13 protein-coding genes are annotated in these 13,935 nt (G+C 69.6%); 8 read left to right on the plus strand and 5 right to left on the minus strand.

The annotated features are described in order from the left end of the window. The first annotated feature begins 196 nt into the window (after positions 1-196). Positions 197-667, plus strand: coding sequence for a hypothetical protein (locus ABZ877_RS24075; protein WP_361074539.1), 471 nt, complete (start codon positions 197-199; stop codon positions 665-667). 28 nt (positions 668-695) lie between these two features. Here the strand turns inward: ABZ877_RS24075 and ABZ877_RS24080 are convergent, their stop codons facing one another. Further along, positions 696-1,646 carry a MerR family transcriptional regulator gene (locus tag ABZ877_RS24080; protein ID WP_361074541.1) on the minus strand — a complete coding sequence of 317 codons (951 nt, stop codon included), beginning with the start codon at positions 1,644-1,646 and terminating at the stop codon, positions 696-698. Between the two features lie 413 nt (positions 1,647-2,059). Here ABZ877_RS24080 and ABZ877_RS24085 point away from each other — a divergent pair, with 413 nt between their 5' ends. From ABZ877_RS24085 to ABZ877_RS24100, 4 genes are all read left to right on the plus strand, one after another. Then, a complete protein-coding gene (locus ABZ877_RS24085; protein ID WP_361074543.1) occupies positions 2,060-3,070 on the plus strand; it encodes an aldo/keto reductase in 1,011 nt (336 codons plus the stop codon). Positions 3,071-3,119: 49 nt separating this feature from the next. Then, positions 3,120-3,539, plus strand: a complete 420-nt coding sequence (locus ABZ877_RS24090; protein ID WP_361074545.1) for an SRPBCC family protein — start codon at positions 3,120-3,122, stop codon at positions 3,537-3,539. A gap of 227 nt (positions 3,540-3,766) precedes the next feature. Beyond that, positions 3,767-4,723 carry a GNAT family N-acetyltransferase gene (locus ABZ877_RS24095; protein WP_361074547.1) on the plus strand — a complete coding sequence of 319 codons (957 nt, stop codon included), beginning with the start codon at positions 3,767-3,769 and terminating at the stop codon, positions 4,721-4,723. 201 nt (positions 4,724-4,924) lie between these two features. Further along, the gene (locus ABZ877_RS24100; protein WP_361074548.1) at positions 4,925-5,146 is read left to right on the plus strand and encodes a hypothetical protein; all 222 of its coding nucleotides are present in this window, start codon (positions 4,925-4,927) and stop codon (positions 5,144-5,146) included. Positions 5,147-5,527: 381 nt separating this feature from the next. Here the strand turns inward: ABZ877_RS24100 and ABZ877_RS24105 are convergent, their stop codons facing one another. From ABZ877_RS24105 to ABZ877_RS24115, 3 genes are all read right to left on the minus strand, one after another. Further along, entirely contained in the window at positions 5,528-6,253 is a 726-nt protein-coding gene (locus tag ABZ877_RS24105) for a dienelactone hydrolase family protein (protein WP_361074550.1), read from the minus strand. Positions 6,254-6,321: 68 nt separating this feature from the next. After that, positions 6,322-7,995, minus strand: a complete 1,674-nt coding sequence (locus tag ABZ877_RS24110; RefSeq protein WP_361074552.1) for an amidohydrolase — start codon at positions 7,993-7,995, stop codon at positions 6,322-6,324. A gap of 51 nt (positions 7,996-8,046) precedes the next feature. Continuing rightward, positions 8,047-8,898 (minus strand): mycofactocin-coupled SDR family oxidoreductase, encoded by an 852-nt coding sequence (locus ABZ877_RS24115; protein WP_361074554.1) that lies wholly within the window; start codon positions 8,896-8,898, stop codon positions 8,047-8,049. 205 nt (positions 8,899-9,103) lie between these two features. On the opposite strand from ABZ877_RS24115, the gene ABZ877_RS24120 reads away from it, so the two are divergent. Together ABZ877_RS24120 and ABZ877_RS24125 are read left to right on the plus strand one after the other, a co-directional pair. Continuing rightward, entirely contained in the window at positions 9,104-9,817 is a 714-nt protein-coding gene (locus tag ABZ877_RS24120) for a tRNA-dependent cyclodipeptide synthase (RefSeq protein WP_361074556.1), read from the plus strand. 137 nt (positions 9,818-9,954) lie between these two features. Continuing rightward, entirely contained in the window at positions 9,955-11,103 is a 1,149-nt protein-coding gene (locus ABZ877_RS24125) for a cytochrome P450 (RefSeq protein ID WP_361074558.1), read from the plus strand. A gap of 106 nt (positions 11,104-11,209) precedes the next feature. On the opposite strand, the gene ABZ877_RS24130 is transcribed toward ABZ877_RS24125, so the two are convergent. Further along, on the minus strand, positions 11,210-12,907 hold the full coding sequence (locus ABZ877_RS24130) for a hypothetical protein (RefSeq protein WP_361074560.1): 1,698 nt from the start codon (positions 12,905-12,907) through the stop codon (positions 11,210-11,212). A 321-nt stretch (positions 12,908-13,228) separates the two neighbouring features. Here ABZ877_RS24130 and ABZ877_RS24135 point away from each other — a divergent pair, with 321 nt between their 5' ends. Next, on the plus strand, positions 13,229-13,867 hold the full coding sequence (locus tag ABZ877_RS24135; protein WP_361074627.1) for a dihydrofolate reductase family protein: 639 nt from the start codon (positions 13,229-13,231) through the stop codon (positions 13,865-13,867). Positions 13,868-13,935 lie beyond the last annotated feature (68 nt).

A 13,935-nucleotide genomic window follows, 5' to 3' on the forward strand; every position in this document is an offset into this window, starting at 1 on the left:
GCTGCGTGAGGCAACGCGGGAGCCCCAGGGGTTTTAACTGAAAGCGTTCGCACAGTCACGTCTAGTGACTCCCGTTGGGTTGGGGGTGACAGGTGCGGTGATCCTCTCCTTACGCCGGTCCGCGTGAACTCCGTTGTCGAGAACGGCGGTTCACGCGCCGGGTAGCAGCCTTCCGCGCCGAAGAGGAGCAGCACTCATGAGCACGCCTCCGCAGACCTCGTCCTTCCGTATCGCCGGAGCCCCGAACGTCACCTACGCCACGTGGGACGACGACCGCTTCGAGACCGGCAGCGACTCGTGGACCGATGTCCCGGGCGCCTCCATCGACCTGCGCCTGGGCCAGGGCGCCCCCTCCTACGGTGCGATCTTCGTCGCGACCTTCTCCGCCGAAGCCCTGTGCTCGGACCTGAACGGTGACGGGCAGGGCGTGCTGCGCGCCACCGTCTTCTTCGGTGAGGAACAGGCCGAACCGCTCAGCAACAATCACCGCTACATCACTGCCCGGGGCAATCCCGAGTGGTCCAGCCACACCTTCCTGCGCGTGGCCCGTTTCGAGCCCGACTTCGCCGCCCGGCAAGTCGACGCCCAGGTCAAGCTTGCGGTGCTCGGTAGTGACGGAGGTGGCGTGCAGAACTGGGTGCTGAAGATCGAGCGCTACAACCTCTGAGCAGGCGCTTCACCGTCGGGCCCGGTCCTCAGGCTGGGTCCGACGGCGCGATGCGCTCCCCGGTGACCTCGCCCCGAGAGCTGGCGGAAAGTCCTTCCGCCAGCTCCATACAACGCAGGCGGGCCGGCGAGAAGTCGTAGGGCAACTTGCCGGTGGCTTCGAGCGCGCTCATGCCCATGGAGTCAGCCTCTCGCCCGCCTGAGCCGAGGTCGGTCTCCTCCTGGTCGTTGCCGCCGGTCGCAGGGTGCAAAGTGTCCCAGGCGTCGAAGAGGGCATCGTCGTCCTGCCCGAAGCCGGACTCCTCGATGACGGCCTGCAGGGCGTTTTCGAAGGCGTGCCGCTCGACGGCCACTTGAACCACCCGTGAATCATCGACGGCGACACTGTCATCGAGGGACTCCTCGGCGCCATCGATGCGGTCGGATTCCTCGCGCAGAGCGGGGTGCATGGCCAGAACGGCGAAGCGGGCGGCCTGGACGGCCGCGCCGAGCGGGCCGAAGATCCGCTCAGTGACCAGCAGGCTGTCCAGGTCCGTCTGGCGCAGGGAGCCCTCGGGCAGGTTCTTGAGGCGTTCGGTGACGAATTCGGAGAGCAGGCCCATGCGACTGCCCTCGGTGCGCATCCGCTGCACGGCGGCCCGTTGCCGCCGCACTTCCGCCTCCTGCTCGGCGAGGGATTTCTCCAGCCGCTCCAGGATGCCCGCGACACCGTCTTCGTTGTCCGCATCGACGGAGGCCGTGCCAGTGGTGAAGGCGTCACGGATGTCTTCGAGGGCGATCCCGGCGTCGGCCATCTTGCGAATCCAGAGCAAGCGGATCATGTCCTCGTACCCGTAGCGGCGACGGTCGTCACCGCCCCGTTCGGGCTCGGGCAGCAGGCCGATCTCGTGGTAATGGCGAATCGCCCGCGGCGTGCTGCCGACGAAGGCCGCCGCGTCACCGATCTTGACTCGACGCGGTGGCGTGAAAGACGAATGCACGAGATGGACCCTTCCTCAAGGCATCGGGACGTAAGTCCACCGGATCACATGCCGCTACGGAAGGTGCAACCCCATACGCGCCGCGCCATGCCGCGCCGCACCCGGCCACCGCCACGTTCGCGGCGCGCCGACGCTTCTCGCCCTCGATCCAGCCGCTCGGTCCGTGAATGCAGTGCAGCAGTCCTCAAGACCGCCCGAGTCGGGCGCATTTGCATTACCCCGCGCCTGCAATTATTGTCTTAGCTTGTAAAGCGCTACTACAAGTACATGTAACAGCTCCGTACTACCCGGCGGACGCCCCCCCTCACCTGGCGCCCCGGCCCTCCTCCCGGCGGGCAGCCGCACCAAGAGGATCCGCCTTCCCCCAACGCCTCGCCGCACACACCGAGGCCCTGATCGAAAAGGCACCACTCATGTCCCTGAAGAACATCCTTCCCGGCCGCCTCGGCTTCGGCACCGCCCCCCTCGGCAACATGTTCCGCGCGATCCCCGACGAGGACGCCCGCGCCACCGTCGAAGCCGCCTGGGTCCAGGGCATCCGCTACTACGACACCGCCCCTTTCTACGGTGCCGGGCTCGCCGAGGAGCGCCTGGGTGAGGTCCTCGCGGCCAAGCCCCGTGACTCCTACGTGCTGTCCACCAAGGTCGGCCGGGTCATCCTCGACGAGAAGGAGACCGACGTTCCCGACTTCGGTGAGAAGGGCGGCCTCTTCGAGCACGGCAACCCCAACAAGGTGCTCCACGAGTGGACCGCCGACGCCACCGAACGTTCCATCGAGGGCAGCCTCAAGCGGATGGGCGTCGACCGCTTCGACATCGTCTGGGTCCACGACATCGCCCAGGACTTCCACGGCGACGCCTGGGTCAGCAAGTTCGAGGAGGCCCGTACCGGCGCCTTCCGCGTCCTGTCCCGTCTGCGCGACGAGGGCGTCATCCGCGCCTGGGGCCTCGGCGTCAACAAGACCGAGCCCATCGAGATGACCCTCGCCCTCGATGAGCCCCAGCCCGACGGGTTCCTCCTCGCCGGCCGCTACACCCTCCTCGACCACTCCCACGCCCTCCAGCGCCTGCTCCCGCTGGCCCAGGAGCAGAACGTCGACATGGTCGTCGGCGGCCCCTACAGCTCCGGCATCCTCGCGGGCGGCAGCAACTTCGAGTACCAGCAGGCCCCGCCGGAGATCATCGAGAAGGTCAAGCGCCTCAAGGCCCTCGCCGACCAGCACGGCATCTCCATCAAGGCCGCCGCGCTCCAGTTCTCCCTCGCCCACCCGGCAACGGCCGCCGTCATCCCCGGTGCCTCACGCCCCAGCCGCATCGCCGAGGACACCGCCGCACTCAACGAGAACATCCCGGCCGCCTTCTGGACCGACCTGCGCGCCGCGGGCCTGGTCAGCCCGGCCGCCCCGCTGCCCAACGGCGCCTGACCGGCAACCCCGCCCTTACCCCCCACCAGTACCCCCCCGGAGAAACACCATGGCCTCGACATCCGTCAGCCGTATCGTCCCCGTCTCGCCCGAGAAGGTCTGGAGCCTCATCGGCGGCTTCGACGCCCTGCTCGACTGGCTTCCCTACATCCCCGAGAGCACCCCGCTCGAAGGCGGCCGGGTCCGTCGACTGAAGAACCCCGAGGGTGAGGTCATCGTCGAACGCCTCGTCGACTTCAACGAGACCGAACGGCACTACAGCTACGCCATCCTCCAGGCGCCCTTCCCCGTCAACGGTTACGTCTCCACTCTCCGCGTCCACACCGTCCCCGGGCAGGAGAACGCCGCCGAGGTCCAGTGGTCCGGCCGCTTCACCGCCGAAGGCGCCGGCGAGGACGAGGTCGTAGACCTGTTCACCGGCATCTACCGCGACGGCCTCGACGCCCTCCACCAGACCCTCACCGCCTGAGACCGACACCGGCCCCGGCCCCGGCATCGGCCCCGGCATCGGCCCGTCCCAGAGAACCGGCCCCCGCACGGCCCGGGTACGCACCCACCCCGCGTGCCCGGGCCGCGGCGTGCCCGGACGTGCAGCCGCCCGGAAACCGGACCATGCCCACGGCCGGTCCAAGGACGATCGGCCACGGCGCGACGCCCCACTTGTGAGGCACCGGCGCACACGGTTACCTTCCGTCGGTGCCTCCCCTCGTCCCCTGCCTGCCGCCCGGATACCGTTGGCAGCCCTCGAGCCCCGACGACATCCCGGCGATCCATGCGCTGGTCTCGGACTGCGAACGGGAGTCGTACGGACAGGTACAGAGTGACGCGGGAGCCATCGCTGCTGATTTCCACCGACCGGGTCTGGTGCCGGAGCTGGACACCGGCCTCGTCCTCGACTCAGCGGGCCGCCTTGTGGCCCGCGCCTGGGTGAACCGGCGCTGCGAAGTGGACGTCCATCCGCGGCATCGAGGACAGGGCCTGGGCACCGCGCTGCTCGGCTGGACGCTCGCGCGGGCCCGGCAGACCGGCACCGCCCGCCTCGTGCAGACCGTGCCGGACGCGGACACCGCCGCTGCCGCACTGCTGCGCACTCACGGGTATGAGCCGCTGGTGACGGCCTGGCTGCTGGAATACGTCATGCCGACCGAGCCGGAGGTGCCCGAGCCGCCGGAGGGCATCACTGTCCGGCCCTTCCGCGAGGGCGACGGACCCGCCGCGCACATCCTGATCCAGGACGCGTTCGACGAGTGGCAGGAACGGAGGCAGGGCTACGAGGAATGGGCCACCCACACAGTTCAGCGCCCCGCGTTCGCCCCGCAGCAGTCGGCCCTGGCCTTCGCCGGAGACGCTCTGGTGGGCGTCGCCCTGGCGCTGAACGCACCGGGTACGAATGACGGCTACCTCGAACAGGTCGCCGTACGCCGCGACCAACGCGGTCGCGGCATCGCCCGGCTCCTGCTGCGCCACACCTTCCGCGCCTTCCACCGCACAGGGCAACGCTCCTGCACCCTGTGGACGCACTCCGACACCGGGGCGCTTGATCTCTATCTCCGGGTCGGAATGACGGTCCGGCACAGTTCGACGGTCTACCGCAAGGACCTGACGGTCTACCGCAAGGACCTGACGGTCTACCGCAAGGACTTGAAGGAATGAGGCCCGCCGCGAGCCCCGCCGCGTCGAGGCGCACCTATTACTGCGGCACGAGTTCCGCCACCGCCCTCGTCCGGCCAGGGCGGCGCACCAAAGCCTCCAGGTGAATGGCGCGTCCGCAGTTTCATCATCGCTCCGTGTCGGTGCCAAGATCACGGGAACAGGTGTGAACACACGAGCGGCAACCAGGAAGGGGGTTACGGCATGAACGAACCGCACGGACGCGACTGGACGCGCATGACACCCGGCGACTTCGACCGGGACGCCGAGCCGCGTCCGGAGGCCGATACCGGTCTGGCGGCCGTACCCGCCGTGCCCGATGAGGTCGGGACGCAGCCGCTGTTCGGCGGCGCGGAAGCCCCTCCTTCCCGGCGCGAGCAGGAGCGCGGCACAGCAACCCCCGTCGACCAGGGCGTCCTCTTCTAGGTGCGACCGCCACCGGCCACAAAAGAGTCCTGGCCGGACACAAAAGAGCCCTGGCCGGGCACAAAAGAGCCCTGGCTGGACGGGGGGGACCAGCCAGGGCCGTATGGGTGTGGCACACGGAGGGCGGTCGCCTCGCGGCGAAAGGCTCCATGGGGCTTCAGCCGAACGATCTTCCCCATGGGCTATAGGTAGGGCCCGGGGACACTGTCCCCTCCGCAGCCACACCCTTCCCAACGTCGCACCCGTGCGCAATGTTCCGCCGACGGAGACGACAACAGGTGAACTGCGACACACCTCGACCGGCCGTCAGCGTTCGGCGAAGCCGGGACGGATGTGCACTTCACCGGGGACAACGGCGACCGCGTGCGAACCCAGCGGCAGTCACTCCGTCATGGGCAGGCACTCAGCGAGCAGGCCGACGACGTCCCGCCAAGCTCGCTGCGCGTGTCGCGGGTGGTGGCCGACGCCAGGAAGCACGGTGTGGTCGACCGTAGGGTGGTGGAAGCCGTGCAGAGCCCCGCCGTAGACCGTGAGGCGCCAGTCGACGCCCGCGGCCTGCATCTCAGCGGTGAACGCGTCCCGTTGCGCGGGCGGCATGATCGGGTCCTCCGATCCGACCCCGGCCCACACCGGGCAGCGGATGCGCGCCGCCTCACCTGGTCGTCCCGTAGTCAGTGCGTTGACGGTCCCAATGGCGCGCAGGTCGACGCCGTCACGCCCCAGCTCCAGCGCGATGGCGCCTCCGGTGCCGTAGCCGATGGCGGCGATCCGGTCCGGGTCGGTACGCGGCTCGGCGCGCAGCACGTCGAGCGCCGCGTGGCCGATGCCTCGCATCCGGTCGGGATCGGCGAGCAGCGGCATGCAACGGGCCAGCATCTCCTCGGGGTCAGCGAGATAGCGCCCGCCATGGAGGTCGAAGGCCAGCGCGACGTATCCCAGCTCGGCGAGCGCATCGGCCCGGCGGCGCTCGACGTCGCTGAGCCCCATTCCCTCGGGCCCGACCAGAAGCGCGGGCCGGCGGTCGCCACCGGCCGGGAGCGCGAGGTGCCCGGTCATCGTGAGGCCATCGGCCGAGTACTCGACCGTACGAGTAGTAACCGTCGTCATGAGCCCGGACTGTAGTGATCGCCGAGCCCCCTCGGACCGGTGCTCTGCTGATGGCAGAAGGCAGTGACTCAGACCCCGCGCGGTGTGCGGCGCGCCTTTCCCTCGGCGTGGTGGACCAACTCGCCCTCGACGAACGTCATCCGCACCTCCGTCGCGTGTACTTGGGTGATCGGTACGTCGAAGGGGTCCCGGTCGACGACGATGACATCAGCGAGCATGCCCGGCTCGATGCGTCCGACCCGGTGCGCCATTCCCTCCTGGCGCGCGGAGTTGACTGTGAAGAGGTCGAATGCCTGCTCCAGGGTGATGGCCTGGTCCGGGCCGAAGGAGTCGGTGCCGCCTCCCGGCTCCTGGCGGGTGACGAGGGTTTCGATGGCGGCCCACGGGTTCACCGACGGCACGACGCACCAGTCCGATCCCGCGACGACGAGCGCACCGCCTTGGAGCATCTCGCGCACCGGCCACACGCGCCGGATCGCGGCCGGGCCGACGGCGGCCGCGATGTCCGCGCAGATGGGGGAGGGCCGCCACAGGTAGGGGGAGACCTCGAACGTGGCGCCGATCCGTGCGGCACGCCCGAGGTCGGACTCCGTCACGAACGTGCAGTGCCCGACGTTGTGCATGCAGGGCCCGGGCCCGTTGGCGGTGCGAGCGGCCTCGATGGCGTCGAGCGCTGCCCTGACCGCCGCGTCACCGGCCGCGTGGAACTTCACGGTGATGCCCATGCGGTCGAACCGGGTCACCGCCTGGTTCAGGACCGTCTGCTCGACGGCGAGCATCCCGTGCCGTCCGGCCTCCTCGTCCCGGCCCTCCACGGTGTCCGCGTAGGGCTCGATCATCGCCGCCGTGTGGCTGTCGGTCGGCACCCCGTCCAGGAAGATCTTCACGCAGTCGGGGGCGATGCGGGTGCTCGCGTAGAGGTTCCGCATGGCGATCAGGTCGTCGCACCCGGGATCGTACGGCGACCACACGAGGCTCAGGCGCCCCCGTTGCCTGACGGCTCCTCGCGCCGCGAGCCGGGTGTAGGCGCGCAATTCGGAGCGTGGACCGGCGGTGAAACCGACCGCTGCCTCGGTGAACGACGTGATCCCGTAGGAGAGCATCTCCCCGAGGGCCCACTCCAGAGCCGCCTCCACCTCCTCGTCGGACGGTTTGGGCGCGGACGCCGCGAGCAGATCGGCGGCGGTCTCGCGCTGTACGCCGCTCGGTTCGCCCGTGGCGTCCCGCTCGAAGATGCCGCCCGGAGGGTCCGGTGTGCCGGGGCCGATCCCCGCGGCCCTGAGTGCCGCGCTGTTGACCCACGAACTGTGGCCGCTGGTGTCCTCCAGGAGAACGGGATGGTCGGGCGCGATGGCGTCGAGCATGGTCCGGTCCGGGCTGACGCCGAGCGCGGACGCGTCCCACTGCCCACCGAGGACCCATGCGCCGGGGGCGGCCCGGGCCACGTGCTCGGCGACCATGCTCAGCGTCTGGGCCAGGCTCGAACCCTGGGGGATCTTGCAGCGGCGTTCGCGGACCCCGGCGTAGATCGGGTGCACGTGCAGGTCGTGCAGGCCCGGCAGGACGGTGTCCCCGGCCAGGTCGATCACCCGCGTGCCCGGACCTCGCCGCTCCAGTACCTCCGCGGTGTTGCCGACGACCTCGATGACACCGGCGCGTACGGCGAGCCCCTCGGCCCGGCGACCGGAATCCGTCCTGACGTGCCCACCCACCAGAATCGTGTCCGCGTACCTGTCAGTCATGGGCTGCCGCACCTCCGGCTCGGCGACTCCGCGGCTCAGCGACTGTCCGGCTCAGCGGCGGTTGATGAATCCGGCGTCGACAGGCAGCGTGACACCGGTGACGTAGCGGGCTTCGTCCGAGGCCAGCCACAGGATGGCGTTGGAGACGTCGAGCGGTTCGATCACGTCCACCGGCAGGGCGTTCGGCGCCCCCTCGGACAGAATCGGGTCCTGGGCGACGAACTCGGCCATGACGGGGTCGGCGACCATGGGCGTGGCGACGCCGGTCGGGTGTACGGAGTTCACGCGAATGCTGTGCGGGGCGAGGTTGTTGGCGTACGTACGCATGAGCCCGACCAGGCCGTGTTTCGAGGCGGCGTAGCCCAGGCCGCCGTTGCTCGCACCGCCGATGCCGACCAGTCCGGCGGTGGAGCTGACGATCACGATCGAACCGCCCTGGTCGGCTTCGACCATCGAGGGGATGGCCGTCTCGATGGTGTGGAAGGTGCCGGTGAGATTGACGTCGATGGCGTCGTGCCACGCCTGCACCTGGTCCTCCACGAGCAGCGGTGCGATCCCCGCATTGGCGACCACGACATGGATCTGCCCGAACTCGGCGAGCCCCGCGTCGTAGGCTTCCTGGAGAGCGTCCCGGTCGCGCACATCCGCCTGCCGCGCCACGACGCCGCGGCCCAGGTCCCGTACTTCCTCGACCGCGTCGCTCAGATCCTCCGGCGTCGACAGCGGGTACGGCACGGTGTCGAGGGACCGGCAGATGTCCACGATAACCAGGTCAGCGCCTTCCTCGGCCATCCGCCGCACGACATCACGACCGAGACCCCCGGCCGCCCCCGTCACAAAGGCCACCTTGCCGCCGAGACGCCCCCGCACCGGTTCAGGTTTCTCGTCTTTCTCATCGGACATGTCGCGAGTCCCTGCCATGTTTGCCCCTCAACAACGGGCCGAGCCCGCCGCGCGGAGCCCTATGGGTGATGTACCGCGCGAGGGTCGGCCTGGCCAGGGGCCGGTCGATGACCGGCACAGCGGGTGCCACCAAATTTTGGCGGCACTCGGGTGCTTCCGAGCGGTTCATGGAATCCCGCGCGAATGCGTGTGGAACCTTCCCGCCGTGCGCGCTTACACCGAACCTTCAACCCTGAACAAAGACCGTGTGCAACTGTCACCGTTCGGTCCGAGCAGCGAGGACGTGCTGCGCCAAGGCGACCACGCATTGTTCGGTGTGAGTACGGGCAACAGCTATTTCAGCCGTCGCCGTTTGACCGAGGCAATGGCGTGGGCGACCGAACGCTTCGCCGCGGTCGACGTCGTGTACGCCGATGTCGGCCTGGAAGCCATGCTCGAAGCCTTCGGTTATGAGCGAGCCGCAGCGCGAAAGAGTGTGGCCAAGCAGTTGCGCGGCGTACGGCGTCGCATCAGTGGTGCCTGCGAGGACATCGGCGCGGCGGCGGAAAAGGTACGGGCCCGGCCGCTGTCGGAGTTTCTCGGCGAGCCCGGCTACCAGGAAGTACGGGAGCGGACGCGAACGGCGCTGCGGACCGATGTGGGGCTGCGGGTCGCCCGGGACACCACGGCGTACCGGTTCCTCAACAGCCGACTGGGGCCGGGCAGCATGCCTGACCCGGCGCAGGTCTCGGCGGCGTTGACTTATGTGGAAGCCGAGTTGCCGTTCTTCATCGACACACCGCGCATTCTGGGCGTCGCCTCGTCCGTCCACTGCTATCACTCCGTCCTCCCTCTGGGGCACCTGCTGTTCGGGGACCGCCAAAGCGGACTGCGGCCGGCCGACAACCAGGGTTACGCCATCGTCGAATGCCGTGATTGACCGTCCGATACCGCGGAAGAAGCGAAGACTCCATGACTGCGACCCCCACTCCCACTTCGGCTTTGCACCTGACCTCCCATTCGGCTCCACCTCCGTACGCCGACGTCGAATGGCCTCTGTCCCGGCGCGGCGACATCGTGCCCCCCGAATGCGCGAGGCTGCGCCAGGAAAGCCCCGTCGCCCGGATCCGGACCCTCACCGGTGACGACGCATGGCTGGTCACGAGCTACGCCTTGGCTCTACAGGTCCTGGAGGACGAACGCTTCAGTCTGCGCGACACGGCGGCCCCCGACGTCCCGCGCCAATACGCGCTGACGATTCCCCCGGCAGTCGTCAACACCATGGGCAACGTCAATAGCGCAGGGCTGCACCAGGAGGTACTCCGCGCCTTCGGGCCCCGTTCCGGACCGGCGTCGGCGCAGTGGATGTCCGCGCGGGCCCATGAACTGGTCGACGCCATGGTCGAGGAGGGCGGACCGATCGATCTGCGGTCGCGGTTCGCCGAACCGTACTCCGCCGCGCTGGTGTGCAAGGTGCTCGGACTGCCGTACGAGGACGGGCTACGGCTCATGTCAGGGCTGGACCTCGGCTTCGTCACCAGCCCCGTCGCCTACGAGGAATGCACCGCCAACTGGGACAAGGACTACGCCTTCGTCCTCCGGCACGTCCGTGCCGACCGTGACAGTCAGCGCGGCCTCATCCGCGAGCTGTGCGAACTGCGCGACGACCCGGAGCGGGACGGCGGCGACCTCACCGACGAGATGATCGCCGCGACGGTCACCTCCCTCTTCGGCGCCGGCGCCATGAGCACCTACGTGTTCTTGCTCCATGCCGTGCTGACACTCGTCCAGCACCCGGAGGCGATGGACCGGCTGCGCGAGGATCCCGAGGCGATGCCGCGCGCGGTGGAGGAGCTGATGCGCAGCACCCTGTCGATCGGCGACGGCCTGCCCCGCATCGCGCGGGCCGACGTACAGGTCGGTGAGGTCCTGGTACGCGCCGGTGAACTGGTCCTGGTGTGCGTGGAGGGCGCGAACTACGACCCGGAACAGTTCCCCGACCCGGAGCGGTTCGACATCGACCGCTCGCCCAACGCCCATCTCGCGTTCGGCGCGGGGCGTCATTTCTGTCCCGCTTCCACGATCTCCCGCGTCCACGCGGCGGAAGCCCTCAGCGTGCTTGTCGAACGCCTCCCGCGGCTGCGTCTCGCGCTCCCCGCCGACCAACTGGTCTGGCGTACGGGCAACATCAAACGTGTCCCGGAGAGGTTGCCTGTCCTGTGGTGATGTCACCGCCGGAGGGGTCTGCCTCGGGCGTGAGCCAAGTACATGGGTACGGGTGGTCCGGCCGGGGCCGTGTTGTGCCGCGACCGGACCGGATGGTGGGTGTGGGTCAGGTGACGTTGATGGAGGTGGAGGGGGAGGTGCGCTCGCCGACGGTGAAGGCCACGCTTGTCGTGCCGGTAGGGGTGGTGTGAGTGGCACTGACGGCGATCCACATGGCGGCAGGGTGGGCGCCGGGGGAGGGGACGGCCAGGTCGACGTCGGTGAAGGTCAGGGTCTGTCCGTCGGCGGAGAGCGTGCCGTGGTAGACGACCTGGGGCTTGTCACCGGTCCAGACGGTGAGTTGGTGGTCGGGTTGTGTGTTGGTGCCGAACTGCAGGGCGGCGTCGGCGGGGAGGGTGGCGGTGACGGTCTGCAACGGGATGGCGGTGCTGCCGTTGTTGGACACCTGGACCCCCGGATACACCGGATCACCGTCCCGCTCCGCATGAACGGGCCCGTCACCCGGCTTCAGCGTGAAGGCGGGGTCGACGACGAGGGTCGTCGAGCGCGACGGTTTGCCGCTGACGGTGAACGCCAGACTGGTGGCGCCCAGCGGCGCGCCGTGCCCGGCGCTGACCCCCACCCACAGCACTGTCGTGCCGGGCAGGTGCAGGTCGACGTCGGTGAAGGTGAGAGTGGTGCCGTCCTCGGACAGGGCGCCGGGGTAGCGGGTGAGGTGCCCGGCCGCGTTCTGCACGGTGAGCTGGTAGTCGGCAAGGGCCGCGGTGCCGAACTGCAGACCCCGGTCCGCCGGTAGCGCCGCGGTCACGGTCACCGCGGGCAGTGTGGTGTGGCCTGCCACGCGGACGCCGGGATAACCGGCGGCGCCGCCCTGGACGAGATGCACGTCCGGCGGCCCGCCCGGTGTGAGCGTGTACTCGGTCCATTGCAGGACCACCTGACCGTACTGGCCGGCGTCACCCACCGGGGACTGGTAGGCCGGGTCGTCCTTGCCACCGGCCTGGGTGCCGTCGCCGGCCACGGTGTGCCCGTCGCTGACCCCGGGGCCGCCGGTGTAGCTGCTGCCGCCCCCGCCCCCGCTGATGTACCCGTTGGTGTACCCCCAGGCCAGGCCACCTCCGCCGCCCGCGTAACCCGCGCCGCCGCCCGAGTCGCCGCCGTGGCCGGCGCCGCCGCCCCCGCCCATCCCGGCGATCGGGAGCTGGCCCCCGGGCGCTCCGCCCGCATTGGGGCCGCCGTTGTCACCGGTGTTGCCGCCCCGGCCGCCGCCGTACTTGGCCGGCCAGGATCCACCGGCTCCACCGGTGGACTCGGACGCTCCGCGCGCGGGCGTCCCCGTCGCGTTGCCCCACGCATAGGTGCGGGCATCCCCACCTCGGCTGCCGCCCCCCGGACCGCCGCGGGCAGTCTGGTAATCACCGGCCCCGCCTCCGCCGCCGCCCGCGATCAGCAGGGTTCTGCCCAGCCGCTGGCTGTACACCCCGCTCATCCCGCCGCCCCCAATGGGGCCACCACCCAGCCCGACGACCAGACGCAAGGTTTCCCCGGGCTGCACGGCGATACGGCCACCGGCGAACCCACCGCCACCTCCCGCGGCCGGGACCTTTCCGCCGCTGCCCCAGCAGCGCGCGTCGATGACGGTGACGCCCGGAGGCACGATGAAATCCTGCACGCTGCCGGTGTAGTCGAACCGCCGAAGATGGGTGTACGGCGCCACCGGGGCACCGGCGCCGGGTGCGACAGCCGCTTGAGGCTGAGCCACCGCGGGCGGCAGGGCGGTGGCGGCGGGAATCGTTTCGGTCATGACGGGTCCTTTCACTGCGCTTGAACGCACCTCGGTGCTGGCCTGCCGGTCCCGACGACCCCGGTACGCGGGTCCGCTCGCGAGTTCTCGCGGCGACCGGCCTCACCACAGCCATCGCCCTCCTCCCCACCGGGCAACCGGCATCGGGGACGCCTCTGGCCACGTTGGCCGTGCTTTTGCGGTGCGGTGCCGGGCGGGCAGTGCTGGGCGCCGGTATGGCCCGTCAGGAGAATGTGCGCAATGTGCGCGGCGATGTCGATCCAGGGAGGCTCTGTTCGACGCAAGGGTGAGGAAAAGCCATCAGTACGAGAGGTGACTGCCATGCCCAAGGTCCGCGTACACAACGTGACGATCTCCCTCGACGGCTTCATGGCCGGCGCGAACCAGCGGCTGGACGCGCCGTTCGGTGACGGCGTCGGCTGGGGCGAGGACCTGCACAGCTGGTTCGTCGCCGCGACGGAAGACGTGTCGGCGGGCAAGACCGGGATCGACGTCGACTACTTCGTCCGCGGCGAACAGAACATCGGCGCCACGATCATGGGTCGGAACATGTTCGGGCCGCAACGCGGGCCGTGGCAGGACGAGTCCTGGAAGGGCTGGTGGGGTGACAATCCGCCCTACCACCACGACGTGTTCGTGCACACCCACCATGTGCGCCCGACGCTGAAGATGGACGGCAACACGACCTTCCACTTCACCGACGAGCCGCCGGAGACCGTGCTGCGGCGGGCCTTCGACGCTGCGGGCGGCAAGGATGTGCGGATCGGCGGCGGCGCGGCGGTGATCCAGCAGTATCTGCGTGCCAGGCTGATCGACGAGCTCCATCTTGTGATCGCGCCGTTGCTCATCGGGTCCGGGGAGCGGCTGCTCGACAATCTGGGGAACGGAATCGACGGCTACCGGGTCTCCGAACTGGTCAGCTCGCCGACCGTCACGCACGTGGTGCTGATCCGCCGCTGACGCGCGGGGTCGGGACTCGCCGCAGTTGGGACGTGTTTGGAAGGGACATGCAAGCATCGGGAACCGCA

Origin of the sequence: Streptomyces sp. NPDC046939 (assembly GCF_040644575.1) — a bacterium.
Classification (GTDB): Bacteria; Actinomycetota; Actinomycetes; order Streptomycetales; family Streptomycetaceae; genus Streptomyces.

Coding starts and splice junctions, on each gene's coding strand:
- ABZ877_RS24100 (WP_361074548.1), top strand. CDS start 4,925: ATGAACGAACCGCACGGACGCGACTGGACGCGCATGACACCCGGCGAC.
- ABZ877_RS24075 (WP_361074539.1), top strand. CDS start 197: ATGAGCACGCCTCCGCAGACCTCGTCCTTCCGTATCGCCGGAGCCCCG.
- ABZ877_RS24105 (WP_361074550.1), bottom strand. CDS start 6,253: ATGACGACGGTTACTACTCGTACGGTCGAGTACTCGGCCGATGGCCTC.
- ABZ877_RS24090 (WP_361074545.1), top strand. CDS start 3,120: ATGGCCTCGACATCCGTCAGCCGTATCGTCCCCGTCTCGCCCGAGAAG.
- ABZ877_RS24130 (WP_361074560.1), bottom strand. CDS start 12,907: ATGACCGAAACGATTCCCGCCGCCACCGCCCTGCCGCCCGCGGTGGCT.
- ABZ877_RS24135 (WP_361074627.1), top strand. CDS start 13,229: ATGCCCAAGGTCCGCGTACACAACGTGACGATCTCCCTCGACGGCTTC.
- ABZ877_RS24115 (WP_361074554.1), bottom strand. CDS start 8,898: ATGTCCGATGAGAAAGACGAGAAACCTGAACCGGTGCGGGGGCGTCTC.
- ABZ877_RS24110 (WP_361074552.1), bottom strand. CDS start 7,995: ATGACTGACAGGTACGCGGACACGATTCTGGTGGGTGGGCACGTCAGG.
- ABZ877_RS24085 (WP_361074543.1), top strand. CDS start 2,060: ATGTCCCTGAAGAACATCCTTCCCGGCCGCCTCGGCTTCGGCACCGCC.